27 protein-coding genes are annotated in these 25,835 nt (G+C 75.0%); 13 read left to right on the plus strand and 14 right to left on the minus strand.

What is annotated here, in order from left to right; translation table 11 throughout:
• The first annotated feature begins 26 nt into the window (after positions 1-26).
• Complete coding sequence (locus tag BD833_RS09855; protein WP_208092532.1) at positions 27-854, plus strand: MBL fold metallo-hydrolase; 828 nt, start codon at positions 27-29, stop codon at positions 852-854.
• Here BD833_RS09855 and BD833_RS09860 read toward each other — a convergent pair.
• Positions 838-1,929: a flavin-containing monooxygenase gene (locus tag BD833_RS09860; RefSeq protein WP_166532953.1), complete on the minus strand. Its 1,092-nt coding sequence runs from the start codon at positions 1,927-1,929 to the stop codon at positions 838-840. The two genes, BD833_RS09855 and BD833_RS09860, sit on opposite strands and share 17 nt — an antisense overlap.
• Positions 1,930-1,964: 35 nt before the next feature.
• Here BD833_RS09860 and BD833_RS09865 point away from each other — a divergent pair, with 35 nt between their 5' ends.
• Positions 1,965-3,404, plus strand: coding sequence for a dihydrolipoyl dehydrogenase family protein (locus BD833_RS09865; protein WP_166532954.1), 1,440 nt, complete (start codon positions 1,965-1,967; stop codon positions 3,402-3,404).
• Here the strand turns inward: BD833_RS09865 and BD833_RS09870 are convergent.
• Positions 3,386-4,012, minus strand: a complete 627-nt coding sequence (locus tag BD833_RS09870) for a CDP-alcohol phosphatidyltransferase family protein (protein ID WP_166532955.1) — start codon at positions 4,010-4,012, stop codon at positions 3,386-3,388. The two genes, BD833_RS09865 and BD833_RS09870, sit on opposite strands and share 19 nt — an antisense overlap.
• 167 nt (positions 4,013-4,179) lie before the next feature.
• Between BD833_RS09870 and BD833_RS09875 the strand changes: the two genes are divergently transcribed.
• From BD833_RS09875 to BD833_RS09895, 5 genes are all read left to right on the plus strand, one after another.
• Positions 4,180-5,430 (plus strand): ABC transporter substrate-binding protein, encoded by a 1,251-nt coding sequence (locus BD833_RS09875; RefSeq protein ID WP_166532956.1) that lies wholly within the window; start codon positions 4,180-4,182, stop codon positions 5,428-5,430.
• 11 nt (positions 5,431-5,441) lie between these two features.
• The gene (locus tag BD833_RS09880) at positions 5,442-6,296 is read left to right on the plus strand and encodes an ABC transporter permease subunit (RefSeq protein ID WP_243737565.1); all 855 of its coding nucleotides are present in this window, start codon (positions 5,442-5,444) and stop codon (positions 6,294-6,296) included.
• Positions 6,293-7,084, plus strand: coding sequence for an ABC transporter permease (locus tag BD833_RS09885; RefSeq protein WP_166532957.1), 792 nt, complete (start codon positions 6,293-6,295; stop codon positions 7,082-7,084). Before BD833_RS09880 ends, BD833_RS09885 begins: the two co-directional genes overlap by 4 nt.
• A 113-nt stretch (positions 7,085-7,197) precedes the next feature.
• On the plus strand, positions 7,198-8,256 hold the full coding sequence (locus tag BD833_RS09890) for an ABC transporter ATP-binding protein (RefSeq protein WP_166532958.1): 1,059 nt from the start codon (positions 7,198-7,200) through the stop codon (positions 8,254-8,256).
• Between the two features lie 28 nt (positions 8,257-8,284).
• The gene (locus BD833_RS09895) at positions 8,285-8,638 is read left to right on the plus strand and encodes a cupin domain-containing protein (RefSeq protein WP_166532959.1); all 354 of its coding nucleotides are present in this window, start codon (positions 8,285-8,287) and stop codon (positions 8,636-8,638) included.
• 9 nt (positions 8,639-8,647) lie between these two features.
• On the opposite strand, the gene BD833_RS09900 is transcribed toward BD833_RS09895, so the two are convergent.
• The 4 genes from BD833_RS09900 to BD833_RS09915 are packed head-to-tail and all read right to left on the minus strand — an operon-like array spanning position 8,648 to position 11,353.
• Positions 8,648-10,060, minus strand: a complete 1,413-nt coding sequence (locus BD833_RS09900; RefSeq protein ID WP_166532960.1) for a radical SAM domain-containing protein — start codon at positions 10,058-10,060, stop codon at positions 8,648-8,650.
• Between the two features lie 20 nt (positions 10,061-10,080).
• Positions 10,081-10,497 (minus strand): DoxX family protein, encoded by a 417-nt coding sequence (locus tag BD833_RS09905; protein ID WP_208092534.1) that lies wholly within the window; start codon positions 10,495-10,497, stop codon positions 10,081-10,083.
• Positions 10,494-10,994 carry an SRPBCC family protein gene (locus BD833_RS09910; RefSeq protein WP_166532961.1) on the minus strand — a complete coding sequence of 167 codons (501 nt, stop codon included), beginning with the start codon at positions 10,992-10,994 and terminating at the stop codon, positions 10,494-10,496. The genes BD833_RS09905 and BD833_RS09910 overlap by 4 nt, the downstream gene beginning before the upstream one ends.
• Positions 10,991-11,353: an ArsR/SmtB family transcription factor gene (locus BD833_RS09915; RefSeq protein ID WP_166532962.1), complete on the minus strand. Its 363-nt coding sequence runs from the start codon at positions 11,351-11,353 to the stop codon at positions 10,991-10,993. Before BD833_RS09915 ends, BD833_RS09910 begins: the two co-directional genes overlap by 4 nt.
• Before the next feature lie 164 nt (positions 11,354-11,517).
• On the opposite strand from BD833_RS09915, the gene BD833_RS09920 reads away from it, so the two are divergent.
• Positions 11,518-11,982: a hypothetical protein gene (locus BD833_RS09920; RefSeq protein WP_166532963.1), complete on the plus strand. Its 465-nt coding sequence runs from the start codon at positions 11,518-11,520 to the stop codon at positions 11,980-11,982.
• Positions 11,983-11,991: 9 nt separating this feature from the next.
• Here the strand turns inward: BD833_RS09920 and BD833_RS09925 are convergent, their stop codons facing one another.
• Positions 11,992-13,290 (minus strand): amidohydrolase family protein, encoded by a 1,299-nt coding sequence (locus tag BD833_RS09925; RefSeq protein ID WP_166532964.1) that lies wholly within the window; start codon positions 13,288-13,290, stop codon positions 11,992-11,994.
• A 72-nt stretch (positions 13,291-13,362) separates the two neighbouring features.
• Here BD833_RS09925 and BD833_RS09930 point away from each other — a divergent pair, with 72 nt between their 5' ends.
• Genes BD833_RS09930 through BD833_RS09940 form a run of 3 tightly spaced genes read left to right on the plus strand, consistent with a single transcriptional unit; the run spans position 13,363 to position 15,354 of the window.
• Entirely contained in the window at positions 13,363-14,058 is a 696-nt protein-coding gene (locus BD833_RS09930; RefSeq protein WP_166532965.1) for a DedA family protein, read from the plus strand.
• 4 nt (positions 14,059-14,062) lie between these two features.
• Entirely contained in the window at positions 14,063-14,734 is a 672-nt protein-coding gene (locus BD833_RS09935) for an HAD-IA family hydrolase (protein WP_166532966.1), read from the plus strand.
• A complete protein-coding gene (locus BD833_RS09940) occupies positions 14,731-15,354 on the plus strand; it encodes an alpha/beta hydrolase family protein (protein WP_166532967.1) in 624 nt (207 codons plus the stop codon). The genes BD833_RS09935 and BD833_RS09940 overlap by 4 nt, the downstream gene beginning before the upstream one ends.
• A 9-nt stretch (positions 15,355-15,363) precedes the next feature.
• Here BD833_RS09940 and BD833_RS09945 read toward each other — a convergent pair whose 3' ends face one another.
• The gene (locus BD833_RS09945) at positions 15,364-16,953 is read right to left on the minus strand and encodes an HNH endonuclease signature motif containing protein (RefSeq protein WP_166532968.1); all 1,590 of its coding nucleotides are present in this window, start codon (positions 16,951-16,953) and stop codon (positions 15,364-15,366) included.
• Positions 16,954-17,222: 269 nt separating this feature from the next.
• On the opposite strand from BD833_RS09945, the gene BD833_RS09950 reads away from it, so the two are divergent.
• Together BD833_RS09950 and BD833_RS09955 are read left to right on the plus strand one after the other, a co-directional pair.
• Positions 17,223-17,642 carry a hypothetical protein gene (locus BD833_RS09950; protein ID WP_166532969.1) on the plus strand — a complete coding sequence of 140 codons (420 nt, stop codon included), beginning with the start codon at positions 17,223-17,225 and terminating at the stop codon, positions 17,640-17,642.
• A gap of 95 nt (positions 17,643-17,737) precedes the next feature.
• Entirely contained in the window at positions 17,738-18,094 is a 357-nt protein-coding gene (locus BD833_RS09955; RefSeq protein WP_166532970.1) for a hypothetical protein, read from the plus strand.
• Positions 18,095-18,266: 172 nt separating this feature from the next.
• On the opposite strand, the gene BD833_RS09960 is transcribed toward BD833_RS09955, so the two are convergent.
• The 6 genes from BD833_RS09960 to BD833_RS09985 form a co-directional block, all read right to left on the minus strand.
• Entirely contained in the window at positions 18,267-19,016 is a 750-nt protein-coding gene (locus BD833_RS09960; protein WP_208092538.1) for a DinB family protein, read from the minus strand.
• 206 nt (positions 19,017-19,222) lie between these two features.
• Positions 19,223-20,389 carry an SRPBCC family protein gene (locus BD833_RS09965; protein WP_166532972.1) on the minus strand — a complete coding sequence of 389 codons (1,167 nt, stop codon included), beginning with the start codon at positions 20,387-20,389 and terminating at the stop codon, positions 19,223-19,225.
• A 30-nt stretch (positions 20,390-20,419) separates the two neighbouring features.
• Positions 20,420-21,277: an FAD binding domain-containing protein gene (locus BD833_RS09970; protein WP_166532973.1), complete on the minus strand. Its 858-nt coding sequence runs from the start codon at positions 21,275-21,277 to the stop codon at positions 20,420-20,422.
• Complete coding sequence (locus BD833_RS09975; RefSeq protein ID WP_166532974.1) at positions 21,274-23,742, minus strand: xanthine dehydrogenase family protein molybdopterin-binding subunit; 2,469 nt, start codon at positions 23,740-23,742, stop codon at positions 21,274-21,276. Before BD833_RS09975 ends, BD833_RS09970 begins: the two co-directional genes overlap by 4 nt.
• On the minus strand, positions 23,739-24,287 hold the full coding sequence (locus BD833_RS09980) for a (2Fe-2S)-binding protein (protein ID WP_166532975.1): 549 nt from the start codon (positions 24,285-24,287) through the stop codon (positions 23,739-23,741). The genes BD833_RS09975 and BD833_RS09980 overlap by 4 nt, the downstream gene beginning before the upstream one ends.
• A 210-nt stretch (positions 24,288-24,497) precedes the next feature.
• Complete coding sequence (locus BD833_RS09985; protein ID WP_166532976.1) at positions 24,498-25,748, minus strand: MFS transporter; 1,251 nt, start codon at positions 25,746-25,748, stop codon at positions 24,498-24,500.
• Between the last annotated feature and the right edge of the window lie 87 nt (positions 25,749-25,835).

The following is a 25,835-nucleotide window of genomic DNA, read 5'->3' on the forward strand; positions in this document are numbered from 1 at the left end:
GGCACGCCCCGGGTAATCGCCTGCGCATGGTGGACCAGGACGAGCGGCGTGCGGACGACGTGACGATGACCTTCGGCGGCAACGCGACGATGCTGCTGCGGATCGGCGCGTTCACCCTGCTGACCGACCCGAACTTCCTGCACCGGGGCCAGCGCGCGCGCCTCGGGTACGGCCTGCGCAGCAAGCGGCTGACCGAGCCGGCGCTGCAGCCCACGCAGCTGCCCGAGCTCGACGGGATCCTGCTGTCGCACATGCACGGCGACCACTGGGACCGCGTCGCCACCAGGGAGCTGGCCAAGGAGACGCCGGTCGTCACGACGCCGGAGGCGGCGACGTGCCTGGCCGACCGCGGGTTCACCGCCACCGCCGACCTCCGCCCCTGGCAGACCCACACGTTCACCCGGGGCACCGACACGCTGCGGATCACCTCGGTCCCCGGCGTCCACGGCCCCGGCCCGCTGGCGAAGCTCCTGCCGGCGGTGATGGGCAGCGTCGTCGAGCTGATCCGCGGCGGCGTGGCCGGACCGGACGTCGCATGGCGCGGCTACGTCAGCGGCGACACCCTCTTCCGGCCGTTCCTGGGCGAGGTGCTGGAGCGCTGCGGCCCGCTCGACGTCGTCATCCCGCACCTCGGCGGGACGAAGGCCCTGGGGCTCACGGTGACCATGGACGGCCGGCAGGGCGCGGACCTGGTGGAGCTGCTGAAGCCGCCGGTCACCGTGCCGGTGCACTACGACGACTACGACCGGTTCGCCTCGCCGCTCGGGGAGTTCGTCGCCGAGGTGGCCCGCCGGGAGCTGCCGGGCACGGTGCGCCCGGCCTACCGCGGGGAGACGATCAGCCTGCGCGCGTGACCGCACCGTCGGCCCACAGGGCCGCCGCGATGCGGCGGGCGGTCCGCCGGGCGTCCCGGTCGACCCCGTCGATCAGCGAGCTGTTCACCCGCGTCTGCCACGGCAGGCCCATCCAGTGCAGCCCGGCGACGGGCGAGGCGCCGCGGACGTGCCGGGGCGCCCCGTCCCCGGTCAGCGCACCCGGGACGTCGATCCACCCCGTGTCGGGGGTGAAGCCGGTGCACCACAGGACCGTGCGCGGCGCGAGCTCCGTGCCGTCGGCGAGCCGCACCCGCGGCCCGTCGGCGGCCACCACCGGCGAGGCGATCAGCCGTACCTTGCCCGCCCGCACGGCGCGGTGCAGCTGCCGGCCGAACACCGCCTCGTGGCGCGCGTGCAGGAACCGGCCGACCGGCGTCGACGCGCCGGCGTTCAGCACGCCGGTGAGCAGGAGCCACCAGTAGGTGCTGACGCCCAGCACCCGCTCGGGCAGGAAGCGGGGGACGACCGGCGACGCGACGGTGACCTCGTGCCGCCCGGCGAGCTCGAGCGCCAGCTGGGCCGCCGAGTTGCCCCCACCCACGACCAGCACCGGCCCGTCGGGCAGGTCGTCGGGCCGCCGGTAGGACGACGAGTGCAGCTGGTGCACGGCCCCGTCGAGGTCGCCCGCGGCCGCGGGCACCCGCGGCCGCCGGTAGGCCCCCGTCGCCAGCACCACGTGCCGGGCGCGGACGGAGCCGTCCGGCAGGTGCGCGGTGAACCCCCCGCCGGCGACCGAGAGCCGCCGGACCGGCGCGGAGGTGCGCACGCGCAGCCGCCGGCGGTCCGCGTAGGCCGCCAGGTAGCCGGCCATCTCCAGCCGGGAGGGCGTCGGCGAGGATCCTGCCGGGAACGGCATGCCGGGCAGCGAGCTGAACCGGCGCGGGGTGAACAGCTGCAGGCTGTCCCAGCGGTCGCGCCACACCTGGCCGATCGCGTCGGCGGCCTCGACCACGAGCACGTCGGCCACGCCCGCGCGGGCCAGGTGGTGCGCCGTCCCCAGCCCGGCCTGCCCGGCGCCGACCACGAGGACGTCGACCTCCTGCTGCCCGCTCACCTGCGCCATCCTCCCCGGCTCACTAGCGTGGTGCCGTGCCCTTCCCCCGCCCCGAGACCGTGGACCTCCTCGTCATCGGTGGCGGCACCGCCGGGCTGGTCGGGGCGCACACCGCCGCTGCCCTCGGGGCGCGGACGGTGCTGGTCGAGCGGGAGCGGACCGGCGGTGACTGCCTGTGGACCGGCTGCGTGCCCTCCAAGGCGGTGCTGGCCGCCGCCACCGCCGCCGCCGACGCCCGCGGGGCCAGCCGGCTGGGGGTGGACACCGGCGAGGTCACCGTCGACTTCGCCCGCGTGCGCGCCCACGTCGCGGCCGCCATCGCCGCCGTCGAGCCGCAGGACTCCCCCGCGTCGCTCGCCGAGGCCGGCGTCCGCGTCGAGGCCGGCAGCGCCGTCCTCACCGGTCCGGACACCGCGCTCGTCGCCGGGCGGCCGGTCCGCTTCCGGGCGGCGCTGCTGGCCACCGGCGCCGCTCCGCTGGTCCCGCCGATCGACGGCATCGACGCCGTCGAGGTGCTCACCAGCGAGACGGTGTGGGACCTCGAGGAGCTGCCCGGCCGACTGGTGGTGCTGGGCGGCGGCCCGATCGGCTGCGAGCTGGGTCAGGCCTTCGCCCGGCTCGGCGCGGAGGTGACCGTCGTCGACGGCTCGGACCGGGTGCTCGGCCCCGAGGACGCCGACGCCGCGGCGCTGGTGGACCGCGCCCTGCGGCGCGACGGCGTCCGGCTCCGGCTCGGCACCGAGGGCACCCGCGTGGAGCCCGGCCTGCTGCACCTCGACGACGGCGGCACGGTGCCGTTCGACCGGCTGCTGGTCGCCGTCGGCCGCCGGCCGCGCAGCACCGACCTCGGCCTGGACGCCGCCGGCGTGGAGCTGGACGAGCACGGCGCCGTCGCGGTCGACGAGGCGCTGCGCACCAGCAACCCGCGGATCTGGGCGGCCGGTGACGTCACCGGCAAGCCGTACTTCACCCACGTCGCCGGGATGCACGGCAGCACCGCCGCGAGCAACGCCGTCCTCGGGCTGCGCAGGACCGTGGACCCCGTCGTCCCCCGCGTCACCTACACCTCCCCCGAGGTGGCCTCGGTGGGCGTGAGCCCGGCCGAGGCGCGCGAGCGCGGCCTCACGGTCCGCCGCGTCGACCACGGGACGGTCGACCGGGCGGTCGCCGAGGGTGTGACGGAGGGGTTCACCTCACTGGTCCTCGACCGCCGACGGCGGATCGTCGGGGGCGTCGTCGTCGGCCCGCGCGCCGGCGAGACGCTGGGCGAGCTGACGCTGGCCGTGCGGAAGGGGCTGACCACCACCGACCTGGCCGGCACCACGCACGCCTACCCGACCTACAACGACGCGCTGGTCGACGCGGCGGTCGGCGACGTCCGCGCCCGGCTGGCCAACCCGCTGGTCCGCGCGGCGCTGCGGGCGTTCGTCGCCGTCCGCGGGCGCCTGCGCGACGCTCAGCGCAGCGAGCGGTAACCGATCAGCATCCGGTGGCCGGCCGACAGCGCGACCACCACCGCCCAGACCCACGCCACCTGCCAGGCGACCGCGGGCAGCAGCAGCCAGATCGCGTGCACGGCGATCGTCTCGGTGCCCTCGGCCAACCCACCCAGGAACGACAGCGACCGGCCGTCGTCGAGCTGCCGGCCGGCCCGCTCGGCGATCGAGGAGAAGGCCAGGAACGCCGTCCCGTTGACGTAGTAGGCCAGCAGGACGACGGCGAAGGGCTCCCACGGGGCGTCGAAGCCGCGGGTGGTCCCGATCGCCACGCCCAGCACCGTGCTGCCGTACACGAGGAAGTCGGCGGTGATGTCGAAGAACCCGCCGCTGCCGGCGTCACCGGCCGCGCCGGCGGTCCGGCGACGCCGGGCGAGCGGCCCGTCGAGCCCGTCGGCCAGCCGCGACACCAGCCACAGCACCAGCGCCGGCGCCCACTGCTGGACGGCGGCGGCCGCCGCGCTGCCCAGCCCGAGCGCCAGCCCGAGGGCGGTGAGCCGGTCGGGGCTCAGCCAGGGCCGGTCGAGGGCGCCCGCGACGCGCGCCAGGGGGGCGTCCAGCACCCGCCGGGCCACCGGGTCGAGCACAGCGCACCTCCGGGGCCGGCCGCCGGCGTGGCGGGGCGGGATCGGGTCGGGCACGATCCTGTCGCACCGCTTCGCCGGTGCGCGCATCCGGATGCCGGGTGGGGCACGAACACGCTCGGGGCGCGGATGCGCGCCCGCCTGCCGCAGCCCGAGGAGACTCCGAGCCCATGCCCCACCCCCGCTCCGTGCGCCGCCGTGCCCGCGCGACCGCGCTCGGCGCCGGCGCGCTGCTGCTCGCGCTCGCCGGCTGCTCGGCACCCGCGAGCGAGCCGGCGACCGCCGAGGCCCGCGACTGGGACGACGTCCTCGCCGACGCCGAGGGGCAGACCGTGCGGCTGTGGATGTACGGCGGCGACGACCAGGGGAACGCCTACGTCGACGACGTGCTCGCCCCGGCGGCCGCCGAGCTGGGCGTGACCCTGGAGCGGGTGCCGATCCCCGACACCGGGGACGCGGTGAACCGCGTGCTCTCCGAGCGGCAGGCCGACGTCACCGACGGCGAGGTGGACCTCGTCTGGATCAACGGGGAGAACTTCGCCACCGGCCAGCAGGCCGGCGCCTGGCTGTGCGGCTGGACGTCGATGCTGCCCAACATGGCCTACGTCGATACCGACGACCCGCTGCTCACCTCCGACTTCGGCCTGGACGTCGACGGCTGCGAGGCGCCGTGGCACAAGGCGCAGTTCGCGCTGGTCTACGACTCGGCGCGGGTCGAGGACCCGCCGGGCAGCGTCGCGGAGCTGCTCACCTGGATCGAGGAGCACCCGGGGCGCTTCAGCTACCCGGCCCCGCCGGACTTCACCGGCTCGGTGTTCGTGCGCCAGGTGCTGTACGAGCTCGCCGGCGGGGTCGAGGAGGTGCCGCTGCAGTTCTCGCAGGCGGCCTACGAGGAGCTGGCCCCGGAGCTGTTCACCCGGCTCGAGCAGCTCGAGCCTTCGCTGTGGCGGGAGGGGACGAGCTATCCGCAGGACCTGGGCGCCCTCGACGAGCTGTACGCCGACGGCCAGGTCGACTTCACCATGACCTACGGCCCGGCCACGCTGCCCGACCTCGTCGCCGACGGCGTCTTCCCCACGACCACCCGGGTGCTGCTGGTGGAGGACGGCACGATCGGCAACGCCTCCTTCCTCGCCATCCCCTCCACGTCCGGCAGCCGGGCCGGGGCGATGGTGGTGGCCGACCTGGCGCTCTCGCCGGAGCAGCAGTTCCAGAAGGCCCGGCCGGAGGTATGGGGCCAGTACACCGTCCTCGACCCCGACCGGCTGCCCGCCGAGTTCCGGGCGCGGTTCGCGGAGCTGCCGCAGTCGGAGGTGCTCCCGCCCTACGCCGAGCTCAGCGCGGGGGCCGACCCGGAGCTGGCGGCCGAGTGGGTCACCGCGCTGGACGAGGGCTGGCGCCGGCAGATCGCCGCCGGCTGAGCGGCCGCCGCGTGACGCCGACCCGGCCGGGCCCGCGCGGGCGCGCCCTGCTCCTGGTGCTCCCCGCGCTGGTGCCCGTCGTCGCCGTCGTGGGCGCGGCGCTGGTCTCGGCGGCCCTGCTCAGCCTCGGTCTCGCCCCGCTGGTCGGGGAGCCCGGGCTGTCCCTGGACGCCTACCGCGCCGCCGCCGGCGACCTGGGCACCGGGATCGGGCTCTCCCTGGGCATCGCCGCCGCCTCGACCGGGATCGCCGTCGTCGTCGGGCTCTGCCTCGCGCTGGCCGCGACGGCCGCCGTCCGCCGCAGCCGGCTGCTCGGCGCGCTGGCCGCGCTCACCATCCCGATCCCGCACCTGGTGGGGGCCGCCGCGATCGGCCTGCTGCTGGCCGACGCCGGGTTCCTCGCCCGCCTGCTGGGCGTCGACCCGGCGTCCTGGCCGCCGCTGGTCGGCGGGCAGCTGTGGGTGGCCGTGGTCGCGGAGTACGCCTGGAAGGAGTCGGCCTTCGTCGCGCTGGTCGTGGCGGGGGTGCTGGCCACGCGGGCCGCGTCCTACGGCGAGACCGCCGCGCTGCTCGGCGCGGGCCGGTGGGCCCGGCTCCGGTACGTCACCCTGCCGCTGGCCGCGCCGGCGCTGCTGTCCGCCGCGGCGGTCAGCTTCGTCTACACGCTGGGCTCCTACGAGGTCGCCGCGCTCCTGGGACGCGCCTATCCCGAGCCGCTGCCGGTGCTGGCCTACCGGCTGTTCACCTCCATCGACCTGGCCGCCCGGCCGCAGGCGGCCGCGGTGGCGCTCACCACGACCGCCCTCGCGCTGCTCGTCGTCCTGGCCGCGCTGCGGGCGCTGCGGCGGCTGGCGGCCGAGCGGTGAGCGCGCCCCGGGCCGCCGGAGCCGCCTCCCGGGCCGGGCGCGCGCTGCTGGCGCTGTGGCTGGTGCTGCCCCTGGTCCCGCTGCTGCTGTGGGCGTTCGCCGACCGGTGGGCGTTCCCCGCGGTGCTGCCCCAGGAGTGGGGTACGCGGGGCGCGGAGGAGGCCCTCGCCGCGGGCGCGGGCGGCGCGTTCCTCAGGTCGACGCTGCTCGGAGCGGTCGTCGCGGCGCTGGCCACCCCGCTCGGCGCCATGGCCGGGCGGGCGCTCGCCTCGCGGCAGGTGCCCGCGGGCACCGCCGTCCTGGCGGTGCTGCTCGCCCCGCTCGCGCTGCCCCCGTTCGCCGTGGCCCTCGGCCTGGACGTGCTGCTCCTGCGGCTGCGCGTCCCCGCTGCCCTCGGCGTCGTGCTGCTGCTGGTGGTGGTGGCGGTGCCCTACACGACGCTGACCATGCGGGCGGCCTACGCCGCCCACGACCGCGGCTTCGAGGACGTCGCGCGAACGCTCGGCGCCGGCCGCTGGCGCACCGTGCGCTCGGTGCAGCTGCCGCTGGTGGCCCCCGCGCTGGCCGGCGCGGCCTTCCTCGCGTTCCTGGTGGGCTGGAGCGACTACATCGTCACGGTGCTGGTCGGCGGCGGCCGGCTCACCACGCTGCCGCTGCTCGTGGCGGCGGCGGCGGCGGCGACCGGGAGCGAGGCGCAGGTCGCGGTGCTCTCGCTGACCGCGATCCTGCCGCCGGTGGCGCTGCTGGTCGTGGTCGGCTCGCTCGGCCGGCGGGGACGCCGCGCATGAGCGGACAGGGACGTGAGCATCGCAGCGAGGAACGAGCGAGGAGCGGAGCGGCCCGCGGGAGCGAACGGAGAGCACCGAGCGGAGGCGCGCTGCGGCTGTCGGAGCTGACGCGGGTGCACGGCCGGGGTGTCGCCCCCGCGCTCACCGGCTTCTCCCTGGAGGTGCCCGCCGGCTCCTGCGTGGCCATCCTCGGGCCCTCCGGCTCGGGGAAGAGCACGGTGCTGCGGCTCACCGCCGGGCTGGACGCGCCCACCGCGGGCAGCGTCCACCTGGACGGGGCCGACCTGGCCGGCGTGCTGCCCGAGCGCCGCGGCATGGCGATGGTCTTCCAGCGGCCGCTGCTGTTCCCGCACCTGTCCGTGCGGGACAACGTGGCCTTCGCCGACCGGGTCCGCGGCGTTCCGCGCCGGGCCGCCCGCCGCCGGGCCGAGGAGTACCTCGGCCTGGTGCAGCTGGACGGCTTCGGGGACCGGCCGGCCCGCGCGCTGTCCGGCGGGCAGGAGCAGCGGGTGGCGCTGGCGCGGGCGCTGGCCGCCGAACCGCGGGTGCTCCTCCTGGACGAGCCGTTCAGCGCCCTCGACGTCCGGCTGCGCGAGGAGATGCACGAGCTGCTGGCCGACCTCCGCGCCCGCCTGGAGCCGACGATCCTGCTGGTCACGCACGACCACGCCGAGGCCGACGCGCTGGCCGACTCCGCCGCCGTGCTGGACGGCGGCCGGCTGCTGCAGGCCGGCCCGCTGCGCGACCTCTACGCCCGCCCGGCCTCGCTCGCGGTGAGCCGGTTGCTCGGCGGTCGCACCGAGGTGGCCGGCACGGTCGTCGCCGGGGTGCACCACTCGCCGCTGGGTGCGCTCGCGCTGCCGCGGGCGTTCCCCGACGGCGCGGCCGTGCTGGTCCTCCGCCACGAGGCGGTGCAGGTGACTCCCCCCGCGGACCCCGCCGCCGACGCCGTCGGCACCGTCGTCCGCGTGCGCCGCCGCGGGCTGCGCGGGCTGGTCACCGTCGAGATCACCGCCGACGGCGGGAGTGCGACGGTGGACGCCGAGCTCGGGCCCGGCCAGGACGTGGGGACCGGCCGGACCGTCGGTCTGCGGCTGCCGGCCGAGGACCGCTGGGTGGTGCCGGTGGACGACGCGAGCGACGGACCGTCCGCCGGCGGGCCGCGGGCATGAGCCGGGGCGGTGCGGGTACCGGCGCCTCGTGAGCGAACACACGGATGGCGTCGGCAAGATCACGGTGACCGCAGCGGGCACCGGCGAGATGGGCCAGCGGTACCTGGCCTCCGGGTCCCGGGTCGCCATGCGGCTCTGGTCGGAGCAGCCGACCAGCAGTGGCAAGCCGCAGGCGGTTCGCGACTACGAGACGGTCGGCTACGTCGTGTCCGGGCGGGCCCGGCTGGTGACCGGGGACGAGACGCTCGACCTGGGCCCGGGCGACTCGTGGGTCGTGCCGGCCGGCGTCGAGCACACCTACGAGATCGTCGAGGAGCTCACCGCCGTCGAGGCCACCTCGCCGCCGGCGCGGGAGGCCGGCCGCGACGCACCGGCCGGCTGACGAGCGGGGTCAGACCACGGTCAGCGGGAGCAGCCGGCGCAGCTCGACGTTCTCCGCCGGGTCGAGCACCGAGTGCTGGGCGCAGGCGGGCACGAGCTGCCCGGTCTCCGGGTGGGCCATCGAGTAGGTGCAGGCGGCCAGCCGCTCCTGGGTGGCCCGGAGCCGGGGGTCGTCGGCCTCGATCCCCCGCTGCATCAGGTCCCAGGCCGGCGCGACGTGCTCGGCGTCCATGAAGCTGTGCACCTCGAACGTCATCAGCCCGAGGCGGCCCGCGCGCGCCCCGCGGACGACCGCGCCCGGCCCGCCGGTGCGCCGCAGCAGGCTCCGCGCCCAGCGCACCGCGATCCGGACGTCACCGGGGTGCCGCCGGGCGGCGCGCAGCACCTTCGCCACCAGCAGCAGGGGTGGCGTGCCGCTGAACGCGATCCCGCCGTAGTGGGCGAAGAAGGCGTCGCGGGCGGCGGTCTCGGCCGGTGCGTCCGGATCGACGAAGGCGTGCCAGCGCCCGTCGAGGAGGAAACCGAAGGCCACCCGATTGCAGCGCGGGTCGCCGAACTCGACGCCCTCGTGGGCGACCCGCTGCCCGAGGCCGCGCTCGAGCTCGGCCCACACGGCGTCCGCGTCGACCGCGGTGTAGGACTCCTTCCACCGCCGCTCGTCGCCGACGTGGGCGGCGGGCTGGAAGCTCATCATCGAGTAGCCCATGCCGACGACCGCGCGCACCGTCTCGGCCACCTGCCCCAGGTTGGCCGGCGTCACGGTCATGTTGTGGGCGAGGTAGTAGCGCAGCCCGGTCTCGGCGCGCAGGTCGCGGAACATCTGCACGAACCGCTCGCGGAACGGGTTCAGCTCCGCCTCGGTGCGGGGCCGGACCGCGCCACGCCGGCCCCGCATCAGCGAGTCGACGTGCGCCGCGAAGCTGACCCGGTCGAAGCGCAGCGCGCCGCCGGGCCCGGTGACCAGGGCCCGCAGGTACTCGGGGTCGAAGTCGCCGTGGGTCATCGACATTGGTGACCGGCCGGCGTCCCGCATGGCCTGCAGGGCTGCGGCGTGGTCGTCCGGGGAGAGCAGGCTGACCTCGCCGCCGATCAGCTGCGCGTGCGCGTAGGGGCCGCGGCGCTCGCGCAGGTAGGCCATCTGGCGGGTGACCTCGGCGACGGTGTGCCCGCCGTCCACGCGCACCTTGTTCGCGTCGGCGGAGTGGTAGCAGGGCGTGCAGGTCAGGTTGCACTTCGGGAAGACACCGTGGGTGCCCTCGCAGCCGACGGCGTGCCGGCCCAGGGCCTGCGCCGGGGTGCGCACGTGCTCCGGCAGCGCCGCCCACCGCTCCGCGAGCGCCTGCCGGGTCTCCGGGTGCACGGGGCGGGTGCGGTCGAGGAGACCACGCCAGGTCGTCCGGAGGCGTCGCGGCAGCGAGGGCATGCGGCCAGTCTGGCCCACGATCAGATCGTGCGCCGTCCACCGCGGGAGGCCCGGAGGTCGCCCCGTCGCATCCAGGCGACCGCGGCCGCCCCGGCGAGGAGGGCGATCGTCAGCGCCGGGGAGGCCTCCAGGACGACCAGGTTCGTGAACGTCGCGCCGGCCATCAGGCCGACGAGGCCGACCGCCGCCGCCCCGGCCAGACGCGGGACGAGCAGGCCGACGGCAGCGGCGAGCTCGAGCGACCCGACCAGGTAGCGGAGCCACTGGCCGGCCCCGATGTCGGCGAACATCTCGACCATCGCCGCGTCACCGGAGACCTTCGCCGCGCCCGCTCCGGCGAAGACGGCCGCGAGTGCCAGCCGGAGCGCCCACGTGCCGACGGTCCCGGCGCGGCCGGCCGCGGCGCGCCGCCCGGCCGGCGTCACCGTCGTGCTCACCGCACGCCACCCGCGTCGTCGGCGAGCAGCGCGTCGAGCTTCGCGTAGCCCCCCGTGGCGCCCTCGACCATGCCGCTGGCGACGAAGGCGTCGCGGTCGGCGAACGAGTCGCACAACGAGGTCGACGTCAGCCGGCTGCGCCCGCCGCCGAGGTCCTCGAAGAGGTACTTCTCCAGGGCCACGCCGTCCGGCATGCCCTCGAAGGTCATGGTCTGGACGATCAGCTCCCCCGGTCGCAGCTCGTGGAAGCAGCCACGGAAGCCGTACTCCTCGCCGTCCTCGACGGCGAGGTAGCGGTACGAGCCCCCCGTCCGGGCGTCCCAGGTGTCGATGACCATCGCGACGCCCTCGGGCCCGAGCCAGCGGACGACCAGCTCCGGGTCGACGTGCGCCCGGAACACCTTCTCCGGCGGGGCGTCGAACTCGCGGGTGATGCGGACCAGAGGGACCTCGGGGTCGACGTGGATCCGGGTCTCGTGGTGGGTGGTGGCGGTCATGGCGGGCTTCCTTCCTGGGAGGGGTTGTCCGGGCGCACGTCGTCGGGCATGTCGCGGAGGACGTCGTCCAGCCGGCGGTAGCGCTCCTCGGCCTGGCGCCGGTAGCGCTCGATCCACTTCGTCATGAGGTCGAACACCTCGGCCTCGAGGTGCACCGGGCGGCGCTGGGCCTCCCGGCTCCGGCTCACCAGGCCGGCGTCCTCCAGCACCTTGAGGTGCTTGGAGACGGCCTGGACGGTCACGTCGTAGGGCGCGGCGAGCTCGCCCACCGTGGCGTCGGCGACCGCGAGCCGCGCCACGATGTCCCGCCGGGTGGGGTCGGCCAGCGCCGAGAACACCTGGGAGAGCGGATCCGCCACCACAGCACTTCCTTTCTCAACCTTTCGGTTGAAAAGGACGCTAGCCCCTCCGAGGCGCCTTCGTCAACCATCCGGTTGAAGAAGCTCCCTGCGCCCGCAGGATGACCCGCGGATCAGCCCGGCGGCCGACGCGCGCTGACGGAGGTGTGCCCGACGCTCGTGCCATGAGGACGACGAGGGTGCTGCTGACGACGCTGTCCGGGCTGGTGGTGGTGGGTGCGGTCGCCGCCGCGGGGGTCGCGGTGGCGATGCCCGACGGCGTGGACGGGCCCGGCGCCATGCTCGCCGAGCTGCAGGGGCACCGCCAGACCGCCGCGTACGAGACGACGGCCGACACTCCGCACGAGCTCGTCCCCGCCTGGGCGGCGGACGGGACGGACGTGATCAGCGTCCGCCCCGGCGACGGCGCGCCTGGCGACCGCGGGAACCGACGCGTGGAGATGACGTGGGCCGGGACCCTGCCCGACTGCACCGACATGCCGGAGGCCGGGATGCCGTGGGACGGCGGCGGATCGAACTGGCCGGACTACCCCTACAGCGACGCGCAGATGTGCGAGGGCTGGATCACCATCGTCCAGGACGGCCACCTCTACGCGTGGACCGATGACGTCCTGCTGGAAGGCGCCTGACCCCGCCGGTCACCCGGCGGCGAGGCGCGCGGCGCGGGCGGCGACCTCGGCGCGCAGCGCCGCGGTGTCCACCGACGTGACGGACCGGTCCCGCACCACCGCTCGTCCACCCACCCAGACGTCGCGCACGTGCCGGCCCGCACCGGACCACACCAGGTGGGCCAGCACGTCGGCCGGGTCGCCGACCGGCTCGAACACCAGGTCGCGGGTGTCGACGTGCACGAGGTCGGCCCGCCGGCCGGCGGCGAGCTGCCCCAGGTCGGGGCGGCCGAGGGCGTCCGCGGCCCCGCCGGTGGCCAGCCAGAACGCCTCGGCGGCGGTCAGCGCGGTCGCCGACCGCTCGCGGAGCCGCGCCATCCCCGCGGCGAGCCGCAGGTCGGCGAAGAGGTCGAGGGAGTCGTTGGACGCCGGCCCGTCGGTGCCGAGCCCCACCCGGATGCCCCGGTCGAGCATCGGCCGCAGCGGGGCGACGCCGCTGGCCAGCTTGGCGTTGCTGGCCGGGCAGTGCGCCACGGCGACGTCGTACTCGCGCCACAGCTCGAGGTCGCCGTCGTCCATGTGCACGCAGTGGGCGGCGAGCACCCGGCCGCCCAGCACGTCGTAGGAGGCGAGCAGCGCGGGCACCGACAGCCCGGAGGCGGCCAGCAGGTCGGCGCCCTCGGTGGCGGTCTCGGCGACGTGCAGGTGCAGCAGCAGGCCGTGCTCGCGGGCCGCCTGCGCCGCGTCGGCGAGCAGCGGGAGCGGCACGGTGTAGGCGGCGTGCGGGCCCAGCCCGTACTCGACCAGGCCGTCGGCGGGCGCGCTCCGGGCGAGGGCGACCGCGGCGTCGAGCTGCTCGGCCATCGGCGGCATGCCCGGCAGCGGCAGCAGCGGGGTGGCGATCACCGCGCGTGCGCCGGTGGTGCCCACGGCGGCGGCGATCCGCTCCGGCTGGAAGTACATCTCGACGCTGGTGGTGATGCCGCCGGCGAGCATCTCCGCCGAGGCCGCGGTCATCGCGACCTCGACGTCCTCGGGGGTGAGCCGGGACTCCCGCGGCCACATCACCTCGCGCAGCCAGCGGTCCAGCGGCAGCCCCTCGCCCTGGCCGCGGAACAGCACCATCGCGGCGTGCGAGTGCGCGTTGACCAGGCCGGGGGTGAGGACGCCGGGCAGGGCGACCACCTCGGCGTCCCCGGGTGGTGGGGCGTCGACCGCCGGGCCGACCCAGGTGATCCCGCCGTCGGTGACGTCCACGACCGCATCGGGGACGACGGTGCCGGCCCGGTCGCCGATGACGACGGCCCGGGCGGTGAAGCGCTGCCGCATGGTGTCCGAACCTAGCTCCGCTCCGGCCCGGGGGCGCGGCGGCGGGCCGGGACCGCCGATACGGTGGAGGCCATGTCCTTCCTCGCCGCCGCAGCCTCCGACGAGGGTGGCATCACCGGTTTCCTGCTCGACCTGGTGGAGACGCTCGGCCCCGTCGGCGTGGGCCTGAGCATCCTGCTGGAGACGGTCATCCCGCCGATCCCGAGCGAGGCGGTGCTCGGCCTGGCCGGCGTGCTGATCCGCCAGGGCGAGATGAACGCCGTCGCGGTGGTCCTCTTCGCCACGATCGGCTCGATCATCGGCGCGATCTTCTTCTACTACATGGGCCGGGCGCTGGGCCCGCGCCGGGCGCACCTCTTCCTCGACCGGCTGCCGCTGGTGAAGACCGAGGACGTGGACCGCACCTTCGACTGGTTCGCCCGGCACGGCCGCGCGGCGGTCTTCTTCGGCCGGATGGTGCCGATCGTCCGCAGCTTCATCTCGGTGCCCGCCGGCGTCGTCAAGATGCCGTTCTGGCAGTTCATCGTCTACTCGGCCGCGGGCAGCCTGATCTGGAACACCCTGCTGGTCAGCCTCGGGGTGCTCGCCGGCAACTTCATCGAGGAGAACCTCAAGTACGTCGACTACGCCATCATCGCCGCCGTCGTGCTGGGGATCGGGTACCTGCTCCTCAAGCACGTCCGCGACGTCCGCCGGCACCGGCGGGCGGGGACGGTGGCGCCCAGCCCGGTATCGCCGGGCGAGGAGCCGGGCCGCCCGGCAGCATGACGGGATGACCCGCACCCGGCCCGACGTGGTGGCCTTCGACGTCAACGAGACGCTGCTGGACCTCGCCCCGGTGCGGGCGGCGCTGGTGGAGGCCGGTGAGCCGGAGTCGCTGCTGCGCACCGTGTTCGCCCGCACGCTGCTCACCGGGTTCGCCGCGGCCGCCGTGGGGTCGTGGTGCCGGTTCCGGGACGCCTTCGACGCCGCGCTCGCCCAGGAGAGCGAGCTCTCCGCCGACCGGCGGGCGAGCGTGGCGGATGCGTTCGGCGAGCTGGCCCCGCACGCCGACGTGGAGCCGGCGCTGCGCCGGCTGACCGAGGCCGGGGTCCGGGTGGTCACGCTGTCGCACGGCTCGCCCGGCGTGGCCGAGGCGGGCCTCGAGCGGGGCGGGATCACGCCGCTGGTGGAGCGCAGCATGACCAGCGAGACCATCCGCGCCTGGAAGCCCTCGCGCGAGGTGTACCTCTGGGCCGCCGGGATCTGCGACGTGGCGCCGGACCGCATGGCGCTGGTCGCGGCGCACGGCTGGGACGTGCTGGGCGCCCAGCGGGCCGGCCTCACCGGCGCCTGGTTCGCGCGGAGCGAGCGCACCTTCCCGGCCGTCTACGGCGAGCCGGACGTGCAGGCGCCCGATCTCGCCGGGGCGGTCGACGCACTGCTGGCCCTGCCGCCACGGTGAGCCCGCTCGACATCGAGACCCCGCACGGCCCGGCGCGCGTCCACCTCACCGACGGCGGGGCGCGCGGGTCGCTGCTGCTCGGCCACGGCGCCGGCGGCGGGGTGGAGTCGGCCGACCTCGCCGCGGTGGCCCGCGACGCCGCGGAGGCCGGCTGGCGGGTGCTGCGCGTCGAGCAGCCGTGGCGGGTGGCCGGGAAGCGGATCGCGCCGGCGCCCGCGCGGCTGGACGAGGGCTGGCGGGCGGTGCTGGCGCACCTCTCGGGCAGCGGTCACCTGGTGGGGCCGCTGGTGGTGGGCGGCCGCAGCGCCGGCGCCCGGGTGGCCTGCCGCACCGCCGCCCAGACCGGTGCCGACGGCGTGCTGGCGCTGGCGTTCCCGCTGGTGCCGCCCGGCCGGCCGGAGAAGAGCCGCGCCGGCGAGCTGACCGCTGTCGGGCTGCCGATCGTCGTGGTGCAGGGCGAGACGGACGCCTTCGGGGCGCCGGCCGACGTCGCCGCGGTGCTCACCGGCCGGGCGCACGCGTCGGTGTATGCCGTGCCCGGTGACCACTCGCTGAAGAGGAACCCCGACCTCGTCGGCGCGGCCGCGGCGTCCTGGCTCGCCGAGGTGCTCCCCGCCTGACCGGCCGGGTCAGAACGGAGGTGGGTCGTCGTCCGGGTCCGGCGGTGGTTGCGGTGGTCCGGTGAGGACGCGGTAGCCCGGTGGCCGGCTGATCCGGGTGACGCCGGTGGGGGTGATCACGGTGAGCACGCCGTCGTCGCTGATCGTGTGGGTCCAGCCGGGGGCGAAGGTCTTGAGCCGGTGGTGGTGGCGGCACAGGCAGCAGAGGTTGTCGCAGCTGGTGGCGCCGCCGTCGGCGTGCGGGATGACGTGGTCGAGGTCGGTCCGGGCGGCGGGTGCGGTGCAGCCGGGGTGGCGGCAGGTGCGGTCGCGGGCGGTCAGGAAGCGGTGCTGGGCTGTTGAGGGCCGGTAGCGGTCGACCGGGCCGGGCACGCCGAGCACCGGGCAGCCGCAGCCGTGGTCGGGGTGAGCTGCGGCGTCGGGGTGGGCGGTGCAGCCGCGGCGGGCCAGCCGGGCCGCCTCGCCGGGGGTGGTGAGGGCCAGCAGCCTTCCGGTGGCGTCGGTGAGCGCCAGCTCGAGGCTGCCGCCGGCCGGGGCGCGCACGCCGGCGGCGTCGAGGGCGGCGAGGAGTTCGCGCAGGTGGGCGGCGGTGATCGGCTCCCCGTCGACCTCGCCCACCGGGGCCGGAACGGTCGGCCCGGTCGCTCCCGGCTCGGCCGCGGCGAATGCGACCGGCAGCGGCGCACCGGCGGCGAGGAAGCGGGCGGGGGTGAGCGCGGTCAGCGGCGCCACGACCGTCAGCTGCGCGGTCACCGACGGCCGCTGCTGCCAGGGGCGCAGCAGCAGGTCCGCCAGCGCTCCGGTGCGCAGCATGCCGATCGGGCGGGGGTCACCGGCGTCCTTGGCGGCGCGGGCGTACCGGTCCACCGCGTCCCGGCAGGCGGCGGCGTCGGGGTGCGGGAGGACGGCGCGCAGCTCGCTCATCCCGTCCCCGACCGGGCGCACGGTCACGTCCGCGCCCCGCTTGCGCTGCTCGCGGCGCCGCTCGGCGGCTGCGGCGTCCCGTGCGATCAGCTCGGCGCGGACGGCCTCGCGCAGCCGGCGCAGCGACAGCTCCATCGCCCGGGGCAGCACCGCGGCCTCCGCGCCGGCGATCACCGCCGGGTCGGTCTCCCGCCCGGTCGCGGCCACCTCCGCGGCGATCGCGTGGGCCCGGGGCCGGTCCAGCTCCCCGGTGGCCAGCGCTCCCAGCGTTCCCGGCAGCACGGTGGTCAGCAGCTCCGCGTGCTCCAGCAGAGTGACCGCCGACGCCCGGCTGCAGTTCTGGATCGCGGCCAGCTCATCGGGCAGGAACTCACTCACCCCGCCCGGCCCGACCGCACCCGCGCCGTGCCCACCGGGCAGAGCACTCACCGGTGCGGGGCGGGCCGCGGCCAGGTCCATCACCAGCTCCGCCCGCAACGCCGCCAGCTGCGCCTCGGCCACCACGATCTGCTGCAGCAGCCCCGCCGCCTCACCCGCCGACCGGCGGGCCGGCAACCAGCCGCTCAACGGCTCACCCAACCGCGGCAACGGCTCGGGATCCACCAGCTCCCACTCCGACGGCGGGCTCACCGGCATCACGGTCACCCCGACCGCGAACCCCACACCCGACGACATACCCGCAGGCTAGGCGGGGGGTACGACAATTCTCGGCTCGCGCGGCAGCCGCCACCGCCGACGTCCGACCACCGACCGGCCTCGTGCTGCGGGTGCTGTCCCACCATCCACCCGCAGGCGACGGTCGCCGCTGCCCGGATGCCAGGGCCCCGCCACACACCTGCGGTGGCCCTGAAGGCGGCCTATGGGACAGCGACCAGTTGCGTCCTCGGGCCTCCACCCTTGTGTCGCCAACGCCCGACTGCTGTCCTGCGTGTGATGCTCGCGCCATGAGCCAGACGTACGGATCGCTCGACTTCGAGCGGGAGATGTACTGGGCCGTGCATGAGGAGGAGTGCCTGGCCTACGTCGCCAAAGGTGTCACGGACTACCTAGGCGAAGGTCCACTCGACGTGCACGGCCCGTGGGAGCCGTCCGCCTGCTCGGCCCGCCTTCTCGACTGGTTCGACCGGGGACTCATCGAGTTGTATGACGACCGCGAGGGGCTTCCAAGCAATCGCTCCGATCGCCCCGGGCACCCCAGTACTCGTCACGGACCCACGGGGATCATCCCCAGCGCCAGGGCGCGGACGCTGCTTGAGGCTTGGGCTGACTGGAGCGAGAGCGACGAGACTTGGCTCTGCACCCGGCTCGTGTCGACGGACCGAGGGGAACACGAGCTTCAGGAGCCGGTCGGGCCGATCGTCTGAGATTGCCTCACCGTCTTTCCCATAGTGGGTCGCTATGGGACGGCGGGCGGCCTCAGGGACAGAGATTCCTGCGCTTCCTCGGTTAGCGTCCAGCCGTGCCCGACCTTCCATCTCCTGACCCACCGGCAGAGCAGGTAGCACTTCGCTCCCGCGTCGAGGCGGTGCTTCAGGAGTACAGGACTGTTGCATCGTACGCCCACCAGGACCGGTTCTGGGAGTCAGCTAACCGACGTGAGGCCGTGTACGGGTGGGGCACAGTGATCAAGCCACGCTCGCGAGGCAAGGGGATGGACGTGTGGTTCGACGGGCTCGACAACGACATCTCACTGTCCGCCGACAACCGGTGGGGGAAGCGACCGATCTGGCACGAGTGGCGCGACCTCAGCGATCTGAGCACCGTTCTGGACAGCGTTGAAGGGGTCATCCGCGAGTTGCTGAACGACTACCGATAGGGCAGACGTTCAAGTCACGTCGGCGTCTCATAGTGGGCCGCTATGAGACACCCGCCGGATCGCCCGAAGGGCAGCGCTACGGCCGCACACGAGGGACGAGTCGAACTCGTTTAGACAGGCACTTCGGCCTTTACCTACGCAGCGAAGGTCAATCGACCAATGCAGGGGCAGGTCATCCCGACTGCCCCTCGAGGTGTGCGAGGTCGCGCTCGGCGAACTCGCGGTGCAGCCACTCTTCGTTGATGACCGTGTTGAGGCAGCGGCGTACCGGGAACGACTCGGACTCGGGGTACCCCGGCTCGAGCACCGGCTGGGTCATCTCATCCAGCTGCTCGTCGGTCAGCTCCTCGAGTACTCGGGCCATCGTCGCCAGCCGATCGGCCCGTGCGGCGAGGATCTCGTCGAGGGAGGGTCTCGCCTCTGTGTCGTGAGGTACTCCCGGGATGCCGGCGGGCATCTCGCTGTGGGCCAGACCCAGCGGGTGGTAGGGAACCGGGTCGCCCAGGACGGCCCGCAGCAGCCAGGCGTCGGTGGCCAGGAGGAGATGCCGCAGGGTCTCGATGAAGGACCACTCGCCGTCGACTCGCTCGTGCAGCAGATCCTCGGGCAATGATCGGGCGCGCTCAACGGCGGCGTCCCACCGACGCACGACGACGTCCCATGCCCGCCGGAAACCATCGGCATCGGTGGGCCGCAGAAGAGCGCGGTCGGGGTCCCGGCGGTCGAGTTCCAGCTCGATCAGCGGGCCGACATCGACCCCATTGACCGTCACGCTGTCGATATAGCCGTCAATCTCCACCCGCTGGAGCCAGGCGCCCCGGATCACGGTGTCCCGGAAGTAGACGTTGTGGAAACGCGATCGGCTGAAGTCGACCTCTTCGAAGCGGCTGTCGCTCAAGTCCGCGCGCAGGTAATCCGTCACCGCCGGCACTGTCCCACAGCTCTCCGACAGCCAGCCGTGACGGCGACCCCGCGAACGCCCACAGTTCGCGAGAACCTGTGGCGTCCTGGGTGGCGTCCATGCGTTCGTCGAGAGGTATTGGGTCCGGTGAAGGCCGAGCCACCGACTGTCCCTTAGTGGGCCGCTGTGGGCCGGTCACGACCGGCACGAACCACCGAGGAGCCGGCTCAGCGCCGGCGGCGCCGGCGCACGACCACCGTGACGAGCAGCAGCACCGCCGCCACGCCCGCCGCAGGCGCGGCGTAGCGGGAGAACGCCGCCCCGCCGGCGACCTCGAGCAGGTCGATCGGCTCCGGCTCCGCCGGCTTGGGCTTCGGCGCCCCCGAGGACGGGCCGGTGCCGGGCACGCTGCGCAGCGGGGCGCCGGTGCTCGGGCGGCCGGGCGGGGCGGTGGGGCCCTTGGGCGGACCGCTCGGCGCCTTCGCGGCGGGGGCGGTGTCCCGGGCGGCGGGAGCGCTGTCCGTGGCCGCGGGCACGCCCGCGTGCTCCGCCTTGTCCTCGGTCACCTTCGCCGCGGTCGCCTTGGCCGGCGTCTCGGTGGTCGCCGTCTCCTTGCCCGTGGCCTTGCCGGCCGCCGCCTTCTTGGCCGGGGCGGCCTTCGCCGCGGTCGTCTTCGCCGCGGTCGCCTTCGCCGGCGTCTCGGTGGTCGCCGACTCCTTCTCCTGGCCCTCGCTCGAGCCGGCCTCCTGCCCGGAGACCTTGTCCGTGGCCGACGCGGCCGCCTTCTTGGTCGCGGCCGCGGCCTTCTTGACCGTGCGACCCGTCGCGCCTTCGCCCGCCGCCTGCTCGGCCGAGGCGGCGACCTCCTCCACGACGCCGGTGGCCGTCGCCGCGGCCTTCTGCACCGGCGTCTCCGACGCAGCCGCCCGCTCGGCGTCGCCCTGGGCGTCGCCCTCGCCGAGCTGGGCGGCGAGCTTGTCGGCGAACTGGCCGAGCAGCTTGTTGCCGACGTCGGTCATCACGCCGCGGCCGAACTGCGCGGGCCGGCCGGTGATGTTCAGATCGGTGAGCACGTCGACGCGGGTCACCGACCCCTCGGCCTTCAGCTGCGCGGTGACCACCGCCGCCGCCGTCCCGTTGCCCCGCTGGTCCTTGCCGCGCGCGTCGATGACCGCGCGGTGCGCCGCCTCGTCCTTCTCGACGAACGACGCCTTGCCCTGGTAGGTCAGGTTGATCGGGCCCAGCTTCACCTTGACCCGGCCGGTGAAGTCGTCGCCGTCGACGGAGTCCAGCGCCGCACCCGGCATGCACGGGGCGATCCGCTCGATGTCGAGCAGCACCCGCCAGGCCTCGTCGACGGGCACCGGGACGGTGAACGAGTTCTCCAGCTGCACGCTGACCTCCTACTAGTCCGTTCCTCGACGCTACAGCCCGGCGGCGGTGCTCACCGCCCGGCGCGTCAGGACGGTGACCAGGTGCTGCCGGTAGTCGGCCTGCGCGTTGAGGTCGCTGCTCGGGTCGGTGCCCTCGGCGGCGTGGGACGCCGCGGCGGCCACGGCCTCCTGCGTCGCCTCCGCCCCGGCCAGCGCCTGCTCGACCGCACGGGCCCGCAGCGGGGTGGGGCCCATGTTGGTCAGCCCGATGCGGGCCTCGGCGATGTGCCCGTCCTCCCGGCGCACCGCGGCGGCCACCGCGACGATCGACCACGCCTGGGCCACCCGGTTGAACTTCTCGTAGTGCATCCCCCACGACCCGGCGAGCTTGGGCAGCCGCACCTCGACGAGCAGCTCCCCCTCCTCCACCGCGGTCGTCAGGTAGTCGACGAAGAAGTCCGCGGCGGGGACGGTGCGCCGCCCCTGCGGCCCGGCGATGACGAACTCGGCGTCCAGCGCCAGCGCCACGGCCGGCAGGTCACCGGCCGGATCGGCGTGCACCAGCGCCCCGCCGAACGTGCCGCGGTGCCGCACCTGCCGGTCGGCGACCGTGGCGGTCGCCTCCGCGACCAGCGGCGCGTACTGCGCGATCAGCGGGTCGGCGAGGACGTCGGAGTGCGTGGTCATCGCGCCGACGACGATCGCGTCGTCCTCCTCCCGCACGCCCCGGAGCTCGGTGACCCGGCCCAGGTCCACCACGGTCTCCGGCGCGGCCAGCCGCAGCCGCATGACCGGGATCAGCGACTGCCCGCCGGCGAGGACCTTCACGTCCTCGCCGCCCTCGGCGATCGCCTGCAGCGCCTCGTCGACCGTGGTCGGCCGGGCGTACTCGAACGGCGCGGGAATCACTGCGCACCTCCAGCGGTGGACGGGGCGTCGGAGGAGTCGACGGCCTGGGCGTTGGTCCGGGCGGATGCCCGGTCCCCGCCGTCCCCGCCGGCATGGATGGCCCGCCAGACGCGCTCGGGCGTCAGCGGCATGCGGATGTCGGTGACGCCCAGGTGCCGGACGGCGTCGATCGCGGCGTTGACCACCGCGGGCGTCGAGGCGATGCAGCCGGCCTCGCCGACCCCCTTGGCGCCGATCGGGTTCCCCGGCGCCGCGTGCACGGTGTTGCCGGTGTCGAAGTGCGGCAGGTCCGACGCCGCCGGCACCAGGTAGTCGACGAAGGTGCCGGTGGTGAGGTTGCCGTCGGCGTCGTAGACGGCCTCCTCGTACAGCGCCTGCGCGATGCCCTGGGCCAGCCCGCCGTGCACCTGGCCCTCGACGATCAGCGGGTTCACGATCGTCCCGACGTCGTCGACGCAGGCGTACTTGCGGATCTTGACGAACCCGGTCTCGGTGTCGACCTCCATCGCGCACAGGTGCGTGCCGTGCGGGAAGGAGAAGTTCTCCGGGTCGAACGTGGCGTCGGCGTCGATCGAGGGCTCCATGCCCTCCGGGAAGTTGTGCGACGCGAAGGTGGCGAGCGCGATCTCCTGGATGCTGACCCCGCTGCCCGGGGTGCCGCGGACGGAGAAGCTCCCGGCGGAGAAGTCCAGGTCGTCCTCGCTGGCCTCCAGCAGGTGCGCCGCGACCTTCCGCGCCTTGGCGATCACCTTGTCGGCCGCCTTCACCACCGCCGAGCCACCGACGACGAGCGACCGGGAGCCGTAGGTGTCCATGCCGCGGGACGAGATCGCGGTGTCACCGTGCAGCACCTCGATGTCCTCGAACGGCACGCCGAGCTGGTCGGCGACGAGCTGGCTCCACGCCGTCTCGTGGCCCTGGCCGTGCGGGGTGGAGCCGGTGACGACCTCGACCTTGCCCGTGGGCAGCATCCGGATCGACGCCTGCTCCCAGCCACCGGCCCCGTACGACAGCGAGCCGAGCACCCGGGAGGGAGCAAGCCCGCACATCTCGGTGAACGTGGAGATGCCGATGCCCAGCTGGACGGGGTCGTTCGACTCCCGGCGGCGCTGCTGCTCCGCCCGTAGCGCGTCGTAGCCGAGCAGATCGAGAGCCTGCTGGGTGGCGGTCTCGTAGTCGCCGCTGTCGTACTCCAGCCCCGCCGCCGTGGTGAACGGGAACTCCGAGGCCTGGATCCAGTTCTTCCGCCGCAGCTCCAGTGGGTCCATCCCCAGCTCGACGGCGAGCTCGTCCATGATCCGCTCGATGGCGAACGTCGCCTCGGGCCGGCCGGCGCCGCGGTAGGCGTCGGTGGGCACCTTGTTGGTGAACACCCCGTCGCACTCGAACCGGTAGGCGGGGAACTTGTAGATGCCGATGAACATGAAGGCGCCCAGGATCGGCACACCGGGGGTGACAAGCCGCAGGTAGGCCCCCATGTCGGCCAGCAGCCGGACGCGGAGTCCCTTGAGGTTGCCCTCCCGGTCGGCGGCGACGTCGACGTACTGGACCTGGTCACGGCCGTGGTGCCCGGTCATGAGCGACTCGCTGCGCGTCTCGGTCCACTTGACCGGCTTGCCGAGCCGCCGGGCGATCAGGAGGCAGAGGATCTCCTCCGGGTTCACCTGCAGCTTCCCGCCGAACCCACCGCCGACGTCCGGGGCCACCACGCGCAGCTTGTGCTCCGGGATGCCGGTGACCATGGCGGCCATCACCCGCAGGATGTGCGGGATCTGGGTGGAGGACCACAGGGTGTAGTTGTCACCCTGCGGCTGGACGACGACCGACCGCGGCTCCATGAACGCCGGGATCAGCCGCTGCTGCACCAGCCGCCGGCTGACGACGACGTCGGCCTCGGCGAACGCCTGCTCGGTGTCGCCGCCGGTGCCCATCTCGCCGGCGTCGAAGACGAAGTGGTAGCTGGTGTTGGACTCGGTGTGGTCGTGGACCAGGTCCGCGCCGTCCTTGACCGCCTCCTCCATGTCGAGCACGACCGGCAGCGGCTCGTAGTCGATGTCGGCGAGTTCGACGGCGTCCTGGGCCGCGACCTTGCTGCGGGCGACGATCACCGCCACCGCCTCGCCGACGTGGTTGACCTGGTCGACCGCGATCGAGGGATGCCCCGGGTTGACCATCTCCGGCGTCACCGGCCACGCGCACGGCAGCGAGCCCTGCTCCTCGGCCAGGTCGCGGCCGGTGTAGACGGCGACGACGCCCGGGGCCTGCCGCACCGCCTCGACGTCGACGGAGGTGATGCGGGCGTGCGCGACGGGGCTGCGGACGACGGCCAGGTGCAGCATCCCGGGCAGGACCATGTTGTCGGTCCAGGTGGTCTTGCCGGTGATCAGCCGGGCGTCCTCCTTGCGGCGGCGCGCCTTGCCGATCTCGGGCGTCGGAGCGCCGGTGCGCTCCTCGACGGCGGTCATGCCTGCCCCACCACGTGCGGCGCGGCGGCGGTGTCGACCTGCGCCGGGGCGGCGTGCCCGTCGGTGGGTGGGCCGGAGCCATCGCCGCGCATCTCGGCGGCGGCGTGCCGGACGGCGCGGACGATGTTCTGGTAGCCGGTGCAGCGGCAGAGGTTGCCCTCGATGCCCTCGCGCACCTCGTCGTCGCTGGGGTCGGGGTTCTCACCGAGCAGGTCGATCGACGCCATGATCATGCCGGGGGTGCAGTAGCCGCACTGCAGGCCGTGCATCTCGTGGAACGCCTTCTGCACCGGGTGGAGCCCGTCCTGGCCGACGCCCTCGATCGTGGTGACCTCCGCGCCGTCGGCCTGGACGGCGAAGACGGTGCAGCTCTTCACCGCCTCGCCGTCGAGGTGCACGGTGCAGGCGCCGCAGTTGCTCGTGTCGCAGCCCACGACCGTGCCGACCTTGCCGAGCTGTTCGCGCAGGTAGTGCACCAGCAGGGTCCGCGGTTCGACGTCGTCGTCGTACGACGCCCCGTCCACCCGCACGCTGATCCGGGTCATCAGTCCTCCGCTTCTTTGCAGGGGGTCGCTGCGCCCGCGGTCGACCACGGGGCCCGAGCGGAGTCTGTCCCGAAAGGAGTGACTTAGGCCACGCTTATCTGCGCGGCGGGCAGGGCGGATGCCCCGCGGGGGCCGGGTTCGTGCGGAAACGGCAGGCTTCCCGGGCGGGGAGACGTTGCACGGCCGTTGCAGCCGGCCAGGCGCGGCGCCTCAGGGCGCGGGGACCCACGCCTCCGCCTGCCGCGGGGCAGGAGCCGGGGCCACCCGCTCGCGGCGGCGGAGCACGGCCGAGACCGCCAGCGGCACCAGCCCGGCGACCGCCAGCCCGGCGCCGACCGCGCTGGGCGCCCGGTAGCCGAGGCCCGCGGCGATGACCAGCCCACCGACCCAGGCGCCGAGGGCGTTGGCCAGGTTGAGGGCGGCGTGGTTCAGCGCGGCGCCCAGCATCTGCGCCTCCCCCGCGGTCTCCATCAGCCGCAGCTGCAGCAGGATCGCCAGCGTCGAGCCGCTGACCGAGACCAGGAAGACCCCGACCACCAGGCCGGGCACCCACGCCGCCACCGCGGCCACGGCGGCGAGCAGCACCATCAGCGCCAGCAGCGCACCGACCAGCGACCGGAACAGCGCCCAGTCGCCCAGCCGCCCGGCGAGCGCCGTCCCGATGATCCCGCCGACCCCGTAGACCAGCAGGACCACCGGCACGGTGCCCCGGGACAGCTCCGCGACGTCGGTGACGACCGGGGCGATGTAGCTGTAGAGCGCGAACATGCCGCCGAAGCCGACGATCCCGACCGCCAGGGTGAGGAGCACCTGCGGCCGGCGCAGCGCGCCCAGCTCGCCGCGCACCGTGGCCTCCGGCCGCCCGGGAGAGGACGGGACGACGACGAGCACCGCCGCCACCGTGGCCGCGGCCAGGACGACGACCAGCCAGTACGCCGACCGCCAGCCGGCCGCCTGACCCAGCCAGGTCGCCGCCGGGACCCCCGCGACGAGCGCCACGGCCAGGCCCAGCATCACCGAGCTGACCGCGCGGCCCCGGAGACGTGGCGCGACCAGCGACGCCGCCACCAGCGAGGCGACGCCGAAGTAGGCGCCGTGCGGCAGGCCGGCGAGGAACCGGGCGCCCAGCAGCGTCGGGTAGCCGGGGGCCACGGCGGTGAGCACGTTGCCCACCAGGAAGGCGACCATCAGGCCGACGAGCAGCGCACGCCGCGGGAGGCGGGCGCCCATCGCCGCGATCACCGGGGCACCGACCACGACCCCGAGGGCGTAGGCGGAGATGACGTGCCCGGCCGTGGGGATGTCGACGCCCACGCCGTCGGCGATGTCGGGGAGCACGCCCATCGTCACGAACTCGGTGGTGCCGATCGCGAAACCGCCCAGCGCCAGCGCCACGATGGCCACCACGACGCGGGCCGTGCTGAGAGGCGGGGCGTCGGTCGCGGGGGGAAGGGCGCTCACGGCAGCGCCAAGTCGTGAACCGCGCTCAGCATTCCCGAGGCCGGCCGGCCGACGTCGCGCGCACCGCCATACGCCTCAGCGCGGGAA

The organism is Blastococcus xanthinilyticus (assembly GCF_008124835.1).
In the GTDB taxonomy this organism is placed as follows: domain Bacteria; phylum Actinomycetota; class Actinomycetes; order Mycobacteriales; family Geodermatophilaceae; genus Blastococcus; species Blastococcus xanthinilyticus.